16 protein-coding genes and 2 pseudogenes are annotated in these 18,730 nt (G+C 69.1%); 14 read left to right on the forward strand and 4 right to left on the reverse strand.

Features of this window, described 5'->3' with window-relative positions; all coding sequences use genetic code 11:
• Position 1 precedes the first annotated feature (1 nt).
• The gene (locus ACT2CW_RS37090; RefSeq protein ID WP_445519744.1) at positions 2–1,096 is read left to right on the forward strand and encodes a serine hydrolase domain-containing protein; all 1,095 of its coding nucleotides are present in this window, start codon (positions 2–4) and stop codon (positions 1,094–1,096) included.
• On the opposite strand, the gene ACT2CW_RS37095 is transcribed toward ACT2CW_RS37090, so the two are convergent.
• Positions 1,059–1,454, reverse strand: a complete 396-nt coding sequence (locus tag ACT2CW_RS37095) for a tyrosine-type recombinase/integrase (RefSeq protein ID WP_445519887.1) — start codon at positions 1,452–1,454, stop codon at positions 1,059–1,061. The genes ACT2CW_RS37090 and ACT2CW_RS37095 overlap by 38 nt on opposite strands.
• Entirely contained in the window at positions 1,385–1,981 is a 597-nt protein-coding gene (locus ACT2CW_RS37100; protein ID WP_445519745.1) for a hypothetical protein, read from the reverse strand. Before ACT2CW_RS37100 ends, ACT2CW_RS37095 begins: the two co-directional genes overlap by 70 nt.
• A 125-nt stretch (positions 1,982–2,106) precedes the next feature.
• Here ACT2CW_RS37100 and ACT2CW_RS37105 point away from each other — a divergent pair, with 125 nt between their 5' ends.
• Complete coding sequence (locus tag ACT2CW_RS37105) at positions 2,107–2,490, forward strand: hypothetical protein (RefSeq protein ID WP_445519746.1); 384 nt, start codon at positions 2,107–2,109, stop codon at positions 2,488–2,490.
• On the opposite strand, the gene ACT2CW_RS37110 is transcribed toward ACT2CW_RS37105, so the two are convergent.
• Positions 2,415–2,768 (reverse strand): hypothetical protein, encoded by a 354-nt coding sequence (locus ACT2CW_RS37110; RefSeq protein WP_445519747.1) that lies wholly within the window; start codon positions 2,766–2,768, stop codon positions 2,415–2,417. The genes ACT2CW_RS37105 and ACT2CW_RS37110 overlap by 76 nt on opposite strands.
• Before the next feature lie 83 nt (positions 2,769–2,851).
• On the opposite strand from ACT2CW_RS37110, the gene ACT2CW_RS37115 reads away from it, so the two are divergent.
• From ACT2CW_RS37115 to ACT2CW_RS37140, 6 genes are all read left to right on the forward strand, one after another.
• Entirely contained in the window at positions 2,852–2,986 is a 135-nt protein-coding gene (locus ACT2CW_RS37115) for a hypothetical protein (RefSeq protein WP_445519748.1), read from the forward strand.
• Between the two features lie 504 nt (positions 2,987–3,490).
• The gene (locus ACT2CW_RS37120) at positions 3,491–4,906 is read left to right on the forward strand and encodes a GntP family permease (RefSeq protein WP_445519749.1); all 1,416 of its coding nucleotides are present in this window, start codon (positions 3,491–3,493) and stop codon (positions 4,904–4,906) included.
• A gap of 33 nt (positions 4,907–4,939) precedes the next feature.
• Entirely contained in the window at positions 4,940–6,178 is a 1,239-nt protein-coding gene (locus tag ACT2CW_RS37125; RefSeq protein WP_445519750.1) for a CaiB/BaiF CoA transferase family protein, read from the forward strand.
• The gene (locus tag ACT2CW_RS37130; RefSeq protein ID WP_445519751.1) at positions 6,175–7,116 is read left to right on the forward strand and encodes a hypothetical protein; all 942 of its coding nucleotides are present in this window, start codon (positions 6,175–6,177) and stop codon (positions 7,114–7,116) included. The genes ACT2CW_RS37125 and ACT2CW_RS37130 overlap by 4 nt, the downstream gene beginning before the upstream one ends.
• A gap of 8 nt (positions 7,117–7,124) precedes the next feature.
• A complete protein-coding gene (locus tag ACT2CW_RS37135) occupies positions 7,125–8,087 on the forward strand; it encodes a 2-hydroxyacid dehydrogenase (RefSeq protein ID WP_445519752.1) in 963 nt (320 codons plus the stop codon).
• On the forward strand, positions 8,078–9,082 hold the full coding sequence (locus tag ACT2CW_RS37140) for a glycerate kinase family protein (protein ID WP_445519753.1): 1,005 nt from the start codon (positions 8,078–8,080) through the stop codon (positions 9,080–9,082). Before ACT2CW_RS37135 ends, ACT2CW_RS37140 begins: the two co-directional genes overlap by 10 nt.
• On the opposite strand, the gene ACT2CW_RS37145 is transcribed toward ACT2CW_RS37140, so the two are convergent.
• On the reverse strand, positions 9,048–9,848 hold the full coding sequence (locus ACT2CW_RS37145; RefSeq protein ID WP_414081585.1) for an IclR family transcriptional regulator: 801 nt from the start codon (positions 9,846–9,848) through the stop codon (positions 9,048–9,050). The genes ACT2CW_RS37140 and ACT2CW_RS37145 overlap by 35 nt on opposite strands.
• Before the next feature lie 28 nt (positions 9,849–9,876).
• Between ACT2CW_RS37145 and ilvA the strand changes: the two genes are divergently transcribed.
• The 6 genes and pseudogenes from ilvA to ACT2CW_RS37175 all read left to right on the forward strand — a co-directional run bounded on the left by ilvA (position 9,877) and on the right by ACT2CW_RS37175 (position 18,596).
• Positions 9,877–11,142 carry a threonine ammonia-lyase IlvA gene (gene ilvA / locus ACT2CW_RS37150; RefSeq protein WP_445519754.1) on the forward strand — a complete coding sequence of 422 codons (1,266 nt, stop codon included), beginning with the start codon at positions 9,877–9,879 and terminating at the stop codon, positions 11,140–11,142.
• Between the two features lie 222 nt (positions 11,143–11,364).
• Positions 11,365–12,464 (forward strand): annotated as a pseudogene (locus ACT2CW_RS37155) (integrase core domain-containing protein).
• Positions 12,465–13,237: 773 nt separating this feature from the next.
• A complete protein-coding gene (locus tag ACT2CW_RS37160; protein ID WP_445519755.1) occupies positions 13,238–14,680 on the forward strand; it encodes an arabinofuranosidase catalytic domain-containing protein in 1,443 nt (480 codons plus the stop codon).
• Positions 14,681–14,794: 114 nt separating this feature from the next.
• Positions 14,795–16,030 (forward strand): RICIN domain-containing protein, encoded by a 1,236-nt coding sequence (locus tag ACT2CW_RS37165; protein WP_445519756.1) that lies wholly within the window; start codon positions 14,795–14,797, stop codon positions 16,028–16,030.
• Positions 16,031–16,165: 135 nt separating this feature from the next.
• Positions 16,166–16,906 (forward strand): annotated as a pseudogene (locus ACT2CW_RS37170) (SGNH/GDSL hydrolase family protein); the annotation flags it as partial.
• Between the two features lie 88 nt (positions 16,907–16,994).
• Entirely contained in the window at positions 16,995–18,596 is a 1,602-nt protein-coding gene (locus ACT2CW_RS37175) for a glycoside hydrolase family 27 protein (RefSeq protein ID WP_445519888.1), read from the forward strand.
• Positions 18,597–18,730: the final 134 nt, after the last annotated feature.

Below are 18,730 nucleotides of genomic sequence, written 5' to 3' on the forward strand. Positions count from 1 at the left end.
CATGGACCGACGGAAATTTCTTACCGTGGCGACGGCGGCGACGGGCGTATCGCTGTTGCCCGGGACCGCCGCCGCGGCCGACGGGACCCTGCCCGCGCGGGTACGGCGTCAACTGGACCGGGCGCTCGCCGCCGGCAGTCCGAGCGCGGTCTGCGGGGTTATCCACGGCGGACGTCCCTACGTGGCGGGCGCGGCCAAGGACGGGGAGGCACCGGCACCGGACGGCCGGACCGTGTTCCAGCTCGGCTCGATCGGCAAGACACTCACCGCCACCGCCCTGGCCCGCGCCGTCTGCGCGGGCGAGACCCGCCTCGACGCACCGCTCGTCCTGCCCGCCCGCTTCCCCGTCCCGCGCAAGGGCCCCCGGCGGATCACCCTGGCCGATCTGGCGACCCACACCTCCGGTCTGCCCTCGCTGCCGCCCAACCTCCTCGCCGGAGCGGATCCCCACGATCCGTACGCCCGCTACACGCTGGACGACCTGGCCGCCGGGCTCTGCGAGACAACCCTGGACAGCGAGCCGGGCAGCACATACGCCTACGCGAACCTCGGCTTCGGACTGCTGGGCCAGGCGCTGGCCTTCGACGCCGTGGACGCGATGCTGTGGCGCCGGGTGGCCGCGCCGCTCCGTCTGTCGGACACCACGACGACCCTGCGGCCGGATATGGCCTCCCGCAAGGCCGTCGGGCATCTCGACGGGGAGGCCGTTCCCGACTGGCACGACCGGGTGCTCAGCGCGGCGGGCACCTCGATCTACAGCACCGCCGATGACATGCTGCGCTTCCTGGGCGCCCAACTCCGCCCGGAGCGCTCGCCCTTGCGGGCCGCCATCGAGCTGACCCAGCGGCCTCACTTCACCGTCGACCGCGACCTGCGGCTCGGCCTCGGCTGGCATCTCAGCCCGCTGCCCAGCGGCCGGACCATGACCTGGCACAACGGCAGCACCGGCGGATTCAGCACCTGCGCGGCGTTCAGCCGGGAGAGCGGGACGGCGGTGGTGATGATGGTGAACACCTTCAGCCAGGAGACCGGGTCCGGGGCCCGCCCGGTCGACGAGCTCACCATCGCCCTGCTCGGCGAGCTCGACGCGGACTGAGCCGGATCCCCGCCCCCGACGCCGTGACGCCGGGGGCGGTGGATGCGGAAGGTGGCCCCACTCGCCGAGTGAACACGTCGTACCGCTTCTCGCTCCGCCCCGGGGCCCGGCGCCGTACCGCCGCCTCGGCGCTCTTGCGGGTCTTCGGGCGGGTCAGCGCGAGCTTGTTGTTGTCGATCGCCGAGAGGGTCCAGCGGACGTAGACGGTGTGTGCGTGTAGGTGGACGTCGTCCCAGTGCAGGCCGAGGGCTTCGCCTTTGCGGAGGCCGGTGCCGATGAGGAACTCGATCAGGTCGGCGAAGTCCGGATCATTGGTGTGGCAGTGGTGCAGGAAGCGGATGGCCTGGGCTGGGGCCAGATGGTGCGCTCGACGGAGGCCGGGCGCGGGATCACGGTGGGCCGGGCGACGTTCGTGGGGAGTCGGTGCTGGCGGACGGCGTCGAGCTGGGTCTGTACGAAGTGGTGGATGTGTTCGTAGGCGAGCTCGTCCAGGCGGATCGGGCGGAGGGCCGGGATCAGGTCGTGGTGGACGTAGTCGCGGTAGCGGACCCATGTGGTGGGCTTGAGCCGCAGTCGTTTGGCCGTGAGCCACTGGGTCAGGTAGTGGGCGACGGTCTGGTTCGGGTCGGCGCTGATGCCGATCCGGCGGCCGGCGCGGTAGCGGCGCAGGGCGGTGCGGGCGTCGTCCTCGGTGGGGAAGCCGCCACGGCGCACGGTGCGGTTGTGCCCGCCGGGCTCGGTGGCGGGAAGGTCGACGGCGAAGGTCCAGGTCCCGTGGGCGGGATCGGAGATCAGCTGGGGGCAGTGGGCGCCGAGCTGGCGGCGCTGCTTGTCGCGGCATCCGCAGCGGCGGTAGACGCGCCCCACGGCCTCGTGGGCGCGCATGGTGATCACCTATTCATCGAGGGCGAAGAGGCGAGGCCGTCGAGATCACCGACCACGTCATCGGCGCTCACCCCGCGGGCGCCCTGCTGAAGGTCTTCATCGACGCCCCGGCACTGGAGGTCGCCGTGGAAGCCGTCATCGCCGAGATCCTCGAACACAATGATCCGCTCGCCGAATGGACGGTCGACGCGTGCGAGGGCCGGCTGCGCTTCGACGTCGGCGGGGAAGGCCCGGTGGCCGCCCAGGAGCCGGAGGGCCCCGCGGCCGACCCGGCAACGCTCGACACGGCGCATCGCTACAGCAAACCGAATCGAGCACCGACAGTCGAGACGAAGGGCGAGAAGACGGGGGCATCCATGCGCGCGCTCGTGCCGCAGCTTGCCGGCGTCAGTCTCGCCACCTTCGGCCACCTGACCGCCCAGGACCTCGACGGTCAGGAGGTACTGGTGTCGCGCGCAAGGACGCCGAGCTTGCCGCCGGCGCGATGGTGTACTCCCTCGATCTGCTGATCGACGAACTCTTCGAGGACATCGACACTCTTGGCTACAGCCCGAGCGTGGCTGAGTGCCAGGATGGGCTGCTTCAACTCGGAGGACTTCCACCCCAGTTCGCCCACCGCTACACGCCGCTGTTCGCCCGCAGGCTCCTTGTTGTCGCAGTCATGCTCACCGAGCGGCTGTGCCGACCGGATTTCGGGCAACTCCGTTGCGTCGCTGAGGAACTCCTTCTCCGGCTCTTGCTGGAGACCACCGGGGCCACCCTCGACCGCTGCGGCCTCCTTGGCCATGGCGTCCGCGCAGCACTCGACGCCTTGCCTTCCGCGAGAACGTCTTCGAAGACCTCGACCATGAGTTGCTCTACAACCCCGCGATGGACGGCATCGACCAGGACCCGGCCGTTGCCGACCTCGGCATCGCCCCTACGGGTACCGAGGATTGGTTCACCTCTTTCAGTCCTGGCCGCCCCCTCCATCCCTACGCTGCCAACCGTGCCGACGACGAGTAAGAGCCGCCGGCTCACCTCGTGAGGGCCGGAAGCGGTGTCCCGATACACCAGCGCTGATCATCTGAGGGTGGTCTCAGTGCGTCCGCAGAGGTCAGACCCTCTATGGCCTGCAGTGATGCTTTCTGAACGGCACAGGATCGCAGCCGGATGACGGTCGCGGCGCGGTGCAAGGTGGGCGGCGAGGGTGCGGTGGGTTCCGAGTGAGCCGTTCTGGGTGGGGGCGATGTTGGCGGCTCTGCGTGCGAGGGATTGCTGGCCCATTCTCCGACGTAGCCCATCAAGGCGGTGTGTCGCACGCCGCCGGGCAGGGGCTGAGATCGCGGTAGTTGGGCCCGGTGCGTCGAGCTCGCGAGCGCCCTCGCTCGCGGCTGCCGTTCCCACCTGCGCGACTTGATGTTTCCAGACTGTTGACCCGCATTGTGGGTCCGTGCTCATAATGCGGGCCACCGGGTCGAGCCGCCGGCTTCGTATACGTCCCACTCCGCACCAAACCGGACGGTAGGCATGTCGGATACCGCAATCTTGCTCAACACGGCCATCGCCGTGATCGCCATCGTGTTCATGATCGTGCGGCTGCGGATGAATCCTGTGGTCGCCCTGGTTCTGGGCGCCTGCTATCTCGGTCTCGCGACCGGCCTCGGGGTCGACAAGACCGTGGAGACCATCACCAAGGGGTTCGGCGACGTCATGGCCGACATCGGACTCCTGATCGCGTTCGGCGTACTCATCGGAGCCCTCCTACGCGAGCTGGGAGCTATCGAGCGGCTCGTCGACACCCTGTTGCGCGTCGCGGGCCCGAAGCGGATCCCCTACGCGATGGCCTTGACGATCACGACCTTCCTGCAGTCCATCTATCTGGACGTGCTGCTGGTGATCACCGGGCCGCTGGCCAAGGGCATAGCCTCCAAGCTCGGCCGGTACGGAACCGCCCGCATGGCCACTGCCCTGGCCATCGGGCTGGAGTGCGGCATCGTCTTCACAGTCCCAGGTGCCGCAGCGCTGGCGCTCGCCGCGCTCCTTCACGTGCCCCTCGGCACGTACCTGCTGTACGGACTCATCGTGGTCATCCCGACCGTGACCATCGCCATCGCCGTGATGAACTTCGCGCTGACGCGCGGCTGGTGGAACCCGGCGCTCGATGAAGAGGACGTTTCCGGCTCGGCGCCGAGCGCGCCCGCGGACGGCGGTGCGGCCGACGACGCGCACCCCGTCGGCCAGAACACACCTGGCGGCGGAACCATGACAGCGGTGGAGGTGAAGGCCCGCACCCGGCCGCAGCCCAGACTCCTCCTGCTCTTCTCGCCCCTCCTGGTCTCCCTCCTCTTCATTGCCACCGGAGCCCTTGCCGAGGTGGCAGGGTGGCACAACCCCTTCGTGAAATTGTTCTCCAGCCCGGTCGTGGCCCTCGTGCTCGGCCTGGTCGCCACCTGCCTCGTCGCCCGGCGCTACCTCGGGCAGCCCCGCGTGGACGCGGCGCTGAGCAAGGGCATGCGCGACAGCGGACAGATCCTCCTCCTCAATGGCGTCGGAGGCTGTCTCGCAGCGGTGATCGCCGCCTGCGGGCTGGGGGACATCCTCGGGGAATACTTCAAGGCCAACACCTGGGCTCCGCTTTTGGTGGTCTGGCTGGTGGCCGCCGTGCTGCACATCGCGGTCGGTTCGGTGACGATCTCCGCGATCACTGCCGCCGGCCTGCTCGCGCCGGTAGCCCCCACGCTGGGTCTCGATCCCGTACTGATCGCGCTGTCTGCCGGAGCCGGATCGTTGTTCTTCGTGCACCTGACCAGCAACACCTTCTGGCTGCTCCAGTCTCTGATGGGCCAGACCACCCGCGGCACCCTCAAGACCTGCTCGGTCGGGGTCTCCGTCGCCTCCGTCGTCGCGATGGGCCCGATCCTCGTGCTGAGCGCCATCCTCTGATCCCCACCACCATCCACCTGACGTTAGGACACCATGACCAACCGCAGCACACAGTTGCCACTGCACGGAGTGCGTGTGCTCGAACTCGGCAACTACATCGCGGGCCCCACCGCCGGGCGGCTGCTCGCGGACTTCGGTGCCGAGGTGATCAAGGTTGAACGCCCTCGTACCGGGGACGAGTTGAGGAACTGGCGGCTCTACGCCGGTGATGTCTCGATGCTTTTCCGCACCATCAATCGCAACAAGAAGTCGGTGGTGCTGGACCTGAAGACGGATCGCGGCCGGGCGACCGTGCTGGACCTGGTGCGGCGATGCGATGTCGTGATCGAGAACTTCCGCCCCGGCACGCTGGAGCGCTGGGGACTCGGCCCCGCAGCCCTCGAGGAGGCCAACCCCGATATCGTGCTGGCCCGCATCTCCGCGTTCGGTCAGTCCGGGCCTCTGTCGGACCGCCCGGGGTTCGCCGCGGTGGCCGAGGCCATGGGCGGTCTGCGCCACCTGGTCGGGGAAGCCGACCGCCCGCCCTCCCGGGTCGGGGTGTCCATCGGCGATTCGATCGCGGGTCTGTACGCGGCGTTCGGCGCCGTGGTCTCGCTCCTACAGCGCGAACGGGTTCCCACGAAGGCGCCGTTGTCGGAGCGAACGGTGGATGTCGCCTTGCACGAGGCTGTCTTCTCGATGATGGAATCCCTTGTTCCTGACTACCTCGCCTACGGCCTCGAACGGCAACGGGTCGGCGGCAGGATGGAGGGCATCGCCCCCACCAACGCGTACGAATGCGGGGATGGGCACAGCGTGGTGATCGCCGGTAATGGCGACGCGATCTTCCGGCGCTATATGCGGGCCATCGGCCGTCCCGATCTCGCCGACGATCCCGGACTGCAGACCAACGCGGAGCGATGGGCCCGTCGTGACGAACTCGACAGTGCGATCAACACATGGACCAGGACGTTTCCTCGTGACGAGGTGCTCACGGTCCTCGATGCCGCAGGCGTCCCGGCGGGCCCGATCTACACCGCGGCGGACATCTGTGAGGACCAGCAATTCGCTGCCCGCGGCATGATCCAGCGGCTGCCGGTCCACATAGCCGCAGACGAGCCCCAAGAGGTCGGATTCCCCGGCATCGTCCCCGTCCTCGGCGAGAAGTCCCTGCCTGTCCGATCCCTCGGCCCCGACCTCGGCGAGCACACCCGGCAGGTGCTCACCGACCTGCTCGGCAAGGACGACGAGGAGACCGACGCGATCATCATGGAGATGGAGAAGACGTCATGAGTGCCCCTGTGACTTTGCGCGATGTGACGCTGCGCGACGGCCTCCAGCTCACCGGCAAGCCTCTGTCCACCGACCGCAAGGTGGCCGTCGTCCGCGAACTTCTTTCTCTCGGCGTCCCCAGCGTGGAGATCGGTTCGCTCGCCAATCCGACGCTCGTCCCGCCCATGGCCAATACGCTGGAGGTGATCGCACGCCTCAGCCCGGACGAGCTTGCCCGGTCCTGGGTCTGGGTGGCCACTCCACGGCACGTCCAGAAGGCGGCGATGGCGGGCGCGGTGAACTTCCAGTACTGCCTGTCGGCGTCCGACCGTCACAACCAGGCCAACATCGGCCGGTCGACCGAGGACAGCCTCGCGGCCATGCCGGCGGCGATCGAGCACGCCCGCTCGGTCGGCGGGCGCATTCAGCTCTGCGTCGCCACGGCGTTCACCTGCCCGTTCGACGGAGCCGTCCCGGAGGAAACGGTGCTCCGGATCGCCAACGACCCCCGTACGGAGGGAGCTGAGGACATCGTGCTGTGCGACACCCTCGGTCAGGCCGTACCGACTCAGGTGAGCAGCCTGGTCTCCGCAGTGGCCACGCGATCGCCCGCGCGGCGGATCGTCTACCACGGGCATGACACGTGGGGAATGGGCGTCGCCAACTCCCTGGCCGCGGTGGCCGCCGGAGCGAGCGAACTGGACGGCGCGCTCGGCGGCCTCGGCGGCTGCCCGTTCGCACCCGGTGCCAGCGGGAACGCCGCGACGGAAGATCTGCTGTTCGCACTGCGTCCCGACTGGCTGACGCCGGATACCTTCGGCGCCGTGGTCGAACTGGCCGACGGGCTGCTGGCAGAGCTGGACGAGCCAAACCGCTCCAGGGCAGGTCAGGCGGCGCACTCCAGCACCACCGCGTTCGAATGGGCCGTGGCGGCACCGGATGCGCAGGTGTGCCGATGAAGTTCCTGATGACAACCCCCATCCCGGCTCCCGGAATGGACATTCTCCGGGCGGCCGGTGAGGTGTACGTACCCGACCGGCAACTGTCCGCGGGCGAACTGCGCCGGGAATGCTCCTCGGGGAACGTCGACGTCGTCGTCGCCCAGCTGACCGATGTGTTCGACCGGGCCGTACTGGAAGACGCGAAGGTCAAGGGGATCTCCAACTACGCGGTCGGATACGACAACGTCGACGTGGCAGCCGCCACGCGGTGCGGAATCCTCGTGGGCAATACGCCCGGTGTCCTCACCGACGCCACCGCCGACATCGCCATGCTTCTCCTACTGGCCACGGCACGGCGCTGCGTGGAGGCGGACCGCTTCCTGCGCGCGGGGATATACCAGGGCTGGCAGCCCGAGCTGCTCCTCGGAAGCGACGTCAGCGGGGCCACACTCGGACTCGTCGGCTTCGGACGGATCGCCCGGGCGACGGCTGAACGCGCCCTCGGGTTCGGCATGACCGTGCGCTACACCGCACGCAGCGGACCCGTACCTCCCGAGCGGCTCGGACACCTCGCCGACAGGGTGCGGTTCGCCGAGTGGGACGACCTGGTGCGCACCAGCGACTTCCTTTCGCTGCACGTCCCGTTGACCGACGCCACACACCATCTCGTGGACGAGAAGACCCTTCGCGCCATGAAGCCGACGGCCTGCCTCGTCAACACCTCCCGCGGGCCCGTGGTGGACGAGAAGGCACTCGTCGAGGCGCTGCGCTCAGGTGAGATCGCCGGCGCCGGACTCGATGTGTACGAGGACGAACCCGTACTCGCCGATGGCCTCGCCGACCTGCCCAACACCACCCTCCTGCCCCACGTCGGCAGCGCCACCCGCTCCGTCCGCGCCACCATGGCCGAGGTCTGCGCGAACAACGCGGTCGCCATGGCGCGGGGCGAGATGCCGGCCCATGCGGTGAACCCGGAGGCATGGCGATGAAGGTCGTCGTGGCGCCCGACAGCTTCAAGGGCACCTACACCGCACCGCAGGTGGCCACGGCGATCGGCCGGGGGCTGGCGCAGACCCCGGCCGTTCCCGTGCTCGTCCCCGTGGCCGACGGCGGCGAGGGAACCCTCGCCGTCCTCGCCGACCCCCTCGGACTGCGCCACCGCGCCGCACCGGCCCGCAACCCTTGGGGCGCCGTATGCGACGGAACGATCGCACTCGCGCCCTCCGGCGCCGCCTACATCGAGCTCGCCCAGGTGTGCGGGATCAACGCCCCCCACGACGGCTCGCGGGATCCGGTGGCCGCCGACACGTACGGCGTCGGGATGCTGATGGCCGATGCCGCCCGTCACGGCGTCACCGAGATCGTCGTGGCCGCCGGCGGATCCGCCACCAGCGACGGCGGGTTCGGGGCCTTGCGGGCGATCGACGAGTGCGGTGGCCTGCGCGGCACCCCGGTCACGGTCCTGACCGACGTCACCACCCCTTACGCGGAAGCGGCGCGGGTCTTCGGCCCGCAAAAGGGCGCGGACATGGGGCAGATCGCCTCCCTGACGCTGCGCCTGCATCACCAGGCGAAACAGCTGCCGCGCGACCCGACGTACGTGCCACGGACCGGGGCTGCCGGAGGCTTCGCCGGGGCGATGTGGGCACGGTTCGACGCCGATCTGGTATCGGGTGCGGACTACGTCTTGAACGCGCTGTCGTTCGACGACCACCTCGCCGATGCGGAAGCTGTCGTCGTCGGGGAGGGGCGCCTCGACGAGCAGAGCAGTCAGGGGAAGATCGTGTCGGCCGTGCTGGCCCGCTCGGCCGGCACCGCGTGCTTCGCCGTGGCGGGATCCGTCGGCCCGGATCTCGGGCCCCTGCGCGAGGAGTTCATGGACATCATCATGGCGAGCGACGAGGCAGCCATGGAAGCCGCAGGCCGGGCCATCGGACAACGGCTGCGGCTCAGGCCGGATACCGCCCCCCAAGCGCTCGGGTGACCTGTTCGGCATGCTCCACCACCAGATCGACCCATTCGACGCACCGCTCATAGGGCATGCGCAGCGTCGGCCCGTGAACCATGAGTGCCCCGACCAGATCCCCGGCCGAATCGAACACCGGGGCCGCGAGCCCCGACGCACCGTCGATGCGCTCGCCGACCGTGATGGCATAGCCCTCGGAACGCGTCTGCTGGACCAGCCCGCGCAGTTCGTCCCGGTCGGTCACCGTGCTCTCGGTCAGCTGCGGAAGCTCTTCCCGCAGCACGCGCTCGGCGAGATCCGGATCCCAGGCCAGCAGCACCCGCCCCGACGACCCCACAGTGATGGGGGCGATCTTCCCCACCGACATCTCCCGGCGAAGGGCGTGCGATGTCTCGGCGACCGCGATGCACACCCGCTGGGTGCCTTCGGAGCGGAAGAAGCACGCGGTCTCCCCGGTCCGGTCACGAAGGTCCTTCAGAGCGGGGTTGATCACCTGGAGGATGTCGAGGTCCTTTGCCGCGGCAGCCGCCCAGTAGGCCATCTTCACCCCGATCCGGAACGTATCCTCGGAGCGGTCGAGAAACCCGTGCGCCACCAGATTCGTCACCAGGCGTTGCACGGTCGAAGCAGGCAGTCCCGTCTGCTGCTGGATCTCGCGCAGGCTCATAGAAGGCCGGGCCAGTGTGAAAGCGTTGAGAATCTCGGAGATCTTTCCCAGGACGAGCAGCGGAGCCTGCTTCGACCCTTCGTTCGCCACCGTGGCGGACTTACCTCGGGCTGCCATGCGCCCAACAATACGACAGGAGAAACGGGTGACTGAGCACAGCGGGACCGGTGGCGTGGACGCATCGGACGTGGTCGCGGCCGCACGACGGTGCGCGGAGGTGATCCGGCCGAGCCCCCTGCACCGCAGCGAGCGGCTGTCCGAGCGATACGGACTCGACGTGTGGCTCAAGCGGGAGGACCAGCAGGCCGTACGGTCGTACAAGGCGCGCGGCGCCTACAACCTCATCGCGCAGCTGTCCGCGGCCGAACGCCGGCGAGGTGTGGTCTGTGCGAGCGCCGGCAATCACGGCCAGGGCGTCGCACTGGCCTGTGCCTCCTTGGGCGTGCCCGCCCGGGTGTACCTGCCGAGGACGACACCCCGGCAGAAGCGGGACCGGGTGCGGGCACTCGGCGGCGAGCACGTCCGGATGATCGTCGAGGGCGACACCTATGACGACGCCGCCGCTGCGGCGATCGAATACACCCATGCTTCCGGAGCCACCCTCGTACCCGCCTTCGATGACCCGCGCACCATCGCAGGGCAGGGCACCGTGGTGAGGGAAGCCGTCGAGCAGCTCGGCCGCGCTCCGGACGCGGTGATCGTCCCCGTGGGCGGTGGCGGCCTGCTCGCCGGCGCCATCGCCTGGCTCCGTGAGACACACCCGACCGTCCAGATGATCGGCGCCGAACCGCAGGGCGCGGCGAGTATGGCCGCGGCCCTGGCCGCCGGAGGCCCCGTGACGCTGCCGGACATCGATCCCTTCGTCGACGGAGCGGCCGTACGCACCGTCGGTCGTCACACCTATACGGTCGTCGCCCAGCAGCCGCCTCGCATGCTCACCGTGCCGGAAGGCCGGATCTGTGTCGAGATGCTCGACCTCTACCAGTCCGACGGCATCATCAGCGAACCGGCAGGCGCCCTGGCCTCCGCCGCGCTCGACCGCGATCCGGGCCTGGAGCCCGGCGCGACGGTCGTGTGCGTCGTCTCGGGCGGCAACAACGACGTGAGCAGGTACGCCGAGATCGTCGAACGTGCGCTGCTCTTCGAAGGACGCAAGCACTACTTCCTCGTCGAGTTCCCGCAGGAACCGGGCGCACTGCGACGGTTCCTCGACGTCGTGCTGGGACCGGAGGACGACATCACCCTCTTCGAGTACGTAAAGCGGAACAACCGCGAGACGGGCCCCGCACTGGTGGGCATCGAACTCGGTGCGCCTGACGGCCTCGAGCCGCTGCTGGACCGCATGGGCAAGGTCCCGCACCGTATCGAGCGCGTGCCTCCGGACAGCCCGCTCTTCACGTTCCTGACCTGACACCCGGGTCTGCTTGACCCTGGAGCCACCCGCCTGGACGAGGGTGGCCGGGCCCTGTCCGGCGGTCAGCGCCAGCGCCTCGTCCTCGCGCGGGCCCTGCTCACGGCCCTGTGGGTGCCGAAAAGTCCATCCGTGCAGGTGAAAGAACGGATCACGTTGTCTTGCCGACGGCGGGTGGGCGGTGTTTCGGCGCGTCAGCGTTGACCGACATAATGATCAATTGTGTTACTGCTCCTGGCCTGTCTGACGGTAACGAACGCCTTCGCCGCACTACGGCTGCTGCCGCTGAGCGACCGGGACAAGGACGTGGAGATCCTGGCGCTGCGGCACCAACTCGCCGTGCTGGAGCGGCAGCTCGGCGGAGTCCGCCCCCCCGGTTCGCGCCCGAGGACCGCACTTTCCTTGCTGCCTTGCTCCATCGCCTTCCCAAGCAGCGCCTCCGTCGGCTTCGACTGCTGGTGACGCCGGACACCGTACTTCGCTGGCACCGCGACCTGCTGCGCCACAGGCACGCCGTGCGTTCACGCCCAAATTGCACGGGTCGGCCGCGAACGGTCCGGTCCATCCGGCTACTCGTGATCCGGCTGGCGAAGGAGAACCCGACCTGGGGGTATCGCCGGATACACGGCGAGCTCACAGTGCTCGGGATCAAGGTCGCAGCCTCGACGGTCTGGGAGATCCTGCGCGCCGCAGGAATCGACCCGGCGCCGCAGCGCACGGACGCGGCATGGGCCGCTTTCTTGCGCTCACAGGCCGATGCCCTGCTGGCGTGCGACTTCTTCGAGACCGTCACCCTCACCGGCGCGAGACTATATGTGCTGACGGTGATCGAGCAGGCCGGCCGTCGCATCAGGGTCCTGGGCGCGACCGCGCACCCGACTGCGGCATGGGTTGCCCAGGCGGCGCGCAATCCGGTCATGGACCTGGAGGACGCCAGGTGCCGGGCACGGTTCCTGATCCGCGATCGGGATGGGAAGTACCCGCAGGTGTTCGACGCTATCCTCGCCGACGCCGGGATCCAGACCGTGCTCACCGGCGTCATGATGCCGCGGATGAACGCGGTGATGGAACGCTGGGTAGCGACCTGCCGACGCGAACTCCTCGACCGGACGCTTATCTGGAACCAGCGCCATCTCATCAACGTGCTATGCGAGTTCGAGATTCATTACAACACCCATCGCCCGCACCGGGATCTCGGCCAGGGCTCACCTCTGGGATCACGGCTTACGCCGATCAACGATCCGGACCGGATCGTCCAACTGGACGTACGCAGACGCGACCGACTCCGCGGAACCCTCCACGAGTACCGACATGCAGCCTGACTAGCGTGGACATACTTTCCGGCACCCACACGGATGAGATTTCCGGCAAGCGCAGAGCCATCGAGCCTTCCGAGTCCCATGTCGTACGGAAGGCGTGGAGTGAATCGATTCCACGCAAGCGCTTCGACGGATGCTACGACCGGCGGAATGCGGGATCAATCCCGTGCCGTGAAGCGACGGCGGCGCCGACGAGCGGCCCGAAGCCCCGCTGCTTCGGCTGGAGCTCTCCGAAGCGGCTCTTCGCCACATGAGCTTGGCGGCTGCGTTCCTGCTCAACCGCATGATGGGCAGTCACCCATAATCCGGCGGCCCGCCGTCGGGCAGGCCCGCGCGGCCCGCCCGATGGGAAGACCGGCCGCCCATCGCCTGCCGTCGCCCCGGGACTGTTCGAGCGTCCCGATCGGTCCCGAACTGCCGGAATCGGCCGTTGAATCGATTCCGCGACAAGGTTCGCAACAAGTGACTCCGCACTCTTGACAGTCCACGAAGCCGGGAGCACCGTCTCCCCCCGAACCCTCTCTGCAATCTCGCTGCGGAAACGGCACTTTCAAGCGCTTCCGGATTGTCAGCGCCACCACAGACGACCCGATCGGGTCGCGCCGGCACGGTAGGGAGATCAGATGAGAACCATGCGCACAAGATGCCACCCGCTGTCCGTGCGCGGGGGCGTGCGACGGTTGTTCGCGGCGGTAGGGCGCGGTGGCAGGCCGGGCCGCGTGCCGGGCCGGGCACACGTCCCTCTGCCGACGCGCTCACCCGGCTCAGCGGCGACAATGTTCGCCCGGGCGGGAGCCGCGGCCGTGTTCGTCGCCGGGGCGCTTGTCGGCGCCACGGCCACGGCGGGTACGGCCCGTGCTGACACGTCCGGGCCGTGCGACATCTACGCGACAGGCGGGACACCCTGCGTGGCGGCGCACAGCACGACGCGAGCGTTGTACGCCTCGTACAACGGGCCGCTCTACCAGGTCCGGCGTGCCTCGGACAACAGCACCCGGAACATCGGCGTCCTGAGCGCGGGCGGATACGCCGACGCCGCCGCCCAGGACTCGTTCTGCTCGGGGACGACCTGTCTCATCACAACCATCTATGACCAGTCCGGACGCGGCAACAACCTCACCCAGGCGCCCGGCGGCGGTGCCGCGGGCGGCCCCGACAACCTCGCGAACGCGACCGCCGCGCCCACCATGGTGGGAGGCCACAAGGCCTACGGCGTTTTCGTGGCGCCCGGCACGGGTTACCGCAACAACCGCACCAACGGCATCGCGACCGGGGACAACCCCGAGGGCATGTACGCGATCTTCGACGGCACGCACTACAACGGCGGATGCTGCTTCGACTACGGCAACGCCGAGACGGACAGCAACGACGACGGCAACGGCACCATGGAGGCCATCTACTTCGGCAACATCAGGGTCTGGGGCTACGGTTCGGGCAACGGCCCCTGGATCATGGCCGATCTGGAGAACGGCCTGTTCTCCGGGGTGAACCAGCGTTACAACGCGGGCGACCCGACCATCAACCACCGGTACACGACCGCCATCATCAAGGGCGGCCCGAACCACTGGGCGATCCGTGGGGGCAACGCCCAGTCCGGCGGCCTGTCCACCTTCTACGACGGACCGCGTCCAAACGTCCCGGGCTACAACCCGATGCGGAAGCAGGGCGCCATCATCCTGGGCATCGGCGGCGACAACAGCAAGGGCGCCCAAGGCACCTTCTACGAGGGCGTGATGACCTCCGGCTACCCGTCGGACGCCACCGAGAACGCGGTCCAGGCCAACATCACCGCGGCCGGATACAGCAACTCCTCCGGCGGGACGAGCACGGGCGCGCTGCACGCGATGGGCGCGAGCAAGTGCCTGGACGTGCCGAACTCGTCCACCACGGCCGGTACCCAGCTACAGATCTGGGACTGCGGCGGCGCCGCCAACCAGACGTGGACCCGCACCTCCTCGGGCCAACTGACCGTCTACAGCGGCAGTAGCCAGATGTGCCTGGACGCGTACAACAATCAGACGTCCGCCGGCACCAAGGTGGTGACCTGGCCGTGCAACGGCGGCGCCAACCAGCAGTGGCAGCTGAACTCCGACGGCACCGTCACCGGCACCCAGTCCGGACTCTGCCTCGACGTCACCGGCGCTTCCACCGCCAACGGCGCCCTGGCGGAACTCTGGCCGTGCAACGGTGGGTCCAACCAGCAATGGAATCTCGACTGACCTGACCTCCTCGCCCCGACCAGGGCGCGCGTCATGCAGACGGCTTCGACGGCGAACGACGTCACACCGCCCCGGCACCACCAGGTCCACACGCGTCACCACTGGAGGATGACGATGTCCGGAGCCAGAGCGCTCCGCGGCCTCTGGGCCGCCCCCGTAGCCGTGCTCGCCCTACTGGCCGGGAGCCTGGCCACGGCCGGGGCCACGTTCGCCGTACCCGCCGAGCGCCACGCGCCGGCCGCCGTCCTGTACGTGGCTCCGGGCGCGGATCCCGGCGGGGACGGCACCGCCGAGCGGCCGTTCGCGACGATCGACCAGGCGCAGCGGCCCGCGCACCAGCTCTCGGCCGATTCGGACGTCGTGGTCCACCTGGCCGGGGGGACCTACCGGTTGTCCGAACCGCTGGCCTTCGGCCCCGGCGACGGCGGCCAGAACGGCCACACCATCACCTACCAGGGCGTGTCCGGGCAGCAGCCGGTCGTGACAGGAGCCCGCCGGCTCGAGGCCACCCGTAACCACTGGGTGCAGATGCCCGCGGCCGTACAGGTCTCCGCCGCCACCGGCAACACGTTCACCGACATCGCCGGCAGTGGCATCCAGGTCGGGGGGATCCAGCCGGACGCGCACCACCCCGGCAACCCGCAGATGACCAACCATGACATCACCGTCAGCAACAACCGGGTGAGCGGGGTGGGCACCGATGACAAGGAAACCGCGGGCATCCTGTCCACCTACGTCACGAACGCCACGATCACCCACAACCAATGCGACCACCTTCCCTACGACGGGATCGACATCGGCTGGGGCTGGGGCATCAACGACCCGGGCGGCAGCCAGGACTACGTCAACCGGGGAACGTACGCCTACCAGCCCGTGTACAGCACGCCCACGACGCTGAAGAACAACACCGTCTCCCACAACCTGGTCTTCGACACCAAGAAGGCGATGTTCGACGGCGGCAGCATCTACAGCCTGTCCGCGAGCCCCGGCTCGGCGATCAGCGACAACTACATGTACGGCAACAACCACACCGACGACAGCACCTTCTCCGGCAACTGGTACAACGGCGGCAACACGTACGTGGCCACCGGTCCTCCGCACAACAACGTCCTCACCGGCAACGTCCTGGTCGGCGGCACCAACTGGCCGCAGGGCGCCCGGCAGGTCATCCAGCAGGCGGGCGTCCAGTCGTCGGGCGGCGGTGGCGGCTTCCCCACCGGCTACCACCAGCTGGTGATCGGCAGCGACAGCCTGTGCCTGGACGTGTACGGCAACTCCACCAGCGCGGGCGCCGCGATCGACCAGTGGACGTGCAACGGGCAGAGCAACCAGGACTTCACCCCCCGCTGACCGGCTCGGGCCCTCGCTCCCGATCGGCCCGGACCCGGCAGGAATTCCGTGTCGACGCCGGGCGGCGTCGACAGGCCCGCACGGACCGGCGGCTCGTTCACCCCACCCACCGTCCCGCACCAGTGAGGAACGCTGATGAAGAAGTACTCGGTCCCCTTGGCCGCGGCGCTGACGGCCGCGCTCTGCGTGGCCGCCGCATTACCCGCGACCGCCGCCACCAGCACCGAGGCACCACCCCCCGCTGCGCGGACCGCCGCGCCCACCGGCTTGCGGCTGATGCCGTTGGGCAACTCGATCACCTGGGGCGTCGGCAGCCCGTCAGGAAACGGTTACCGGGGCCTCCTGTGGAACCGGCTGGCGGCCGAGGGGCACGCCGTGGACTTCGTCGGCTCGGGCCGCAACGGGTCCATGCCCGATCCGGACAACGAAGGCCACTCCGGCTGGCGGATCGACCAGATAGCAGGTATCGCGGATTCCGTGCTGGCCCGGTACCGGCCGAACGTGGTCACCCTGGAAATCGGTACCAACGATCTCAACGGCAACTATCAGGTGCCGACCGCCCCCGACCGGCTCCGTGCGCTCATCGGCCAGATCACGAGGGACGCGCCCGGCGCGACCGTCCTCGTCGGCACCCTGATCGTCTCCACCAGCGGTACCGAGGAGGCCCACCGGCCCGCGTTCAACGCCAAGCTCCCCGAAATCGTCCGGGCCGAGCAGGCCGCGGGCAAGCACGTACGCCTGGTGGACATGAGCGCTCTCACCGCCGCGGACCTGGCCGACTCCCTGCACCCCAACGACAACGGCTACCGCAAGATGGCGGACGCCTTCAACGCGGGGGTCCAGGCCGCGGACGCGGCGGGCTGGATCGAACCGCCCCGCCTCCTTCCGTAACCCGGCCCAGTAGTGAGGAATCATGCCCGTGTCCACTGCGAGAGCCAGGCGACGGTTGTCGCCGTCCCCGCGGATGTCCTTGCGCAGAACATTGACGCTCATCGTCTCGGTCGTGCTGCTCACCGCGGTCGTCCCCCTCGTCTCCCTCGGAACGGCGCAACCCGCCGCCGCACTCGGCAACGGGCTCGCGCTGACCCCGCAGATGGGTTTCAACGACTGGAACGCGTACGGCTGCAACGTCTCCGAGTCGCTCATCAAGTCCACCGCGCAGGCGATGCACACCAACGGCATGCAGGCGGCCGGTTATTCGTACGTCAACATCGACGACTGCTGGATGACCCACAGCCGCGACTCCGGCGGCCGCCTGGTGCCGGACCCGGCCAAGTTCCCGGACGGCATCAAGGGCACCGCGGACTACGTGCACTCGCTGGGGCTGAAGCTGGGGATCTACGAGGACGCGGGCACCGCGACCTGTGCCGGGTATCCGGGCAGCCTGGGGCACGAGACGACGGACGCGCGGTCGTTCGCTTCCTGGGGCGTGGACTATCTGAAGTACGACAACTGCAACAACACAGGGGCGCCCGCGCGCACCCGGTACACCGTGATGCGTGACGCCCTGGCGGCCACCGGCCGGCCGATCCTGTTCAGCCTCTGCAACTGGGGCCAGGAGAACGTGTGGAGCTGGGGCGCGGACGTGGGCAACAGCTGGCGCACCACCGGGGACATCAACGCCAGCTTCTCCAGCATGCTGTCGATCTTCCACAGCAACGTGGGGCTGGCCTCCTACGCCGGCCCCGGCCACTGGAACGACCCGGACATGCTGGAGGTCGGCAACGGCTCACTGACGGTCACCGAGAGCCGCAGCGAGTTCAGTCTGTGGGCGGAGATGGCCGCGCCGCTGATCGCGGGCACCAACATCCCCTCGGCCAGTGCGGACACCCTGTCCACGCTGACCAACTCCCGGGTGATCGCGGTGGACCAGGATCCCCTGGGCAAGCAGGGCGCCATGGTCTCCTCCTCGGGCGGCCTGGACGTGCTGGCCAAGCCGCTGGCCAATGGGGACGTGTCGGTCGCGCTGTTCAACGAGACGGGCTCGACGGCGACCATCACCACCACCGCGGCCGCGATCGGGAAGACCGGGACGTCCGCCTATACGCTGACCGACCTGTGGTCGGGAGTGTCCTCGACCACCTCCGGCACGATCAGCGCCTCGGTGCCGGCACACGGCACGGTGATGTACCGCGTCGCGGGCGGCACCAGCGGTGGCGGCGGCACCAGTGTGACCGGCGCGCTGCACGCGGTGGGTGCCGACAAGTGCCTGGACGTGCCGAACTCGACCACGACCGCCGGCACCCAGGTGGAGATCTGGAGCTGCCACGGCGGGGACAACCAGACCTGGACGCACTCCACCTCCAACCAGCTCACCGTCTACTCCGGCAGCCGCCAGATGTGCCTGGACGCCTACGACAACCGGACCAGCCCCGGGACGAAGGTGGAGATCTGGTCGTGCAACGGCCAGACCAACCAGCAGTGGACGCTGAACTCGAACGGCACGATCACCGGTGTCCAGTCCGGCCTCTGCCTGGACGTCGCCGGAGGGGCCACGGCCGACGGAACCCTCGCCGAGCTGTGGACCTGCAACGGCAGCAGCAGCCAGCGCTGGACGCTGGGGTGAGTCCCCCTCCGTGCCCCGGCCCGGCACCGGCCGGGCCCTCCCGCGGGGCCTGCCCGCCCCGGACGGCCGGGGGCCTCCGCACCGACCACTGGCAGCTTCGGCGCCGCCGTGGGGCGGCACCGCCACAGAGGAGG

The organism is Streptomyces sp. NEAU-174, from assembly GCF_052665095.1.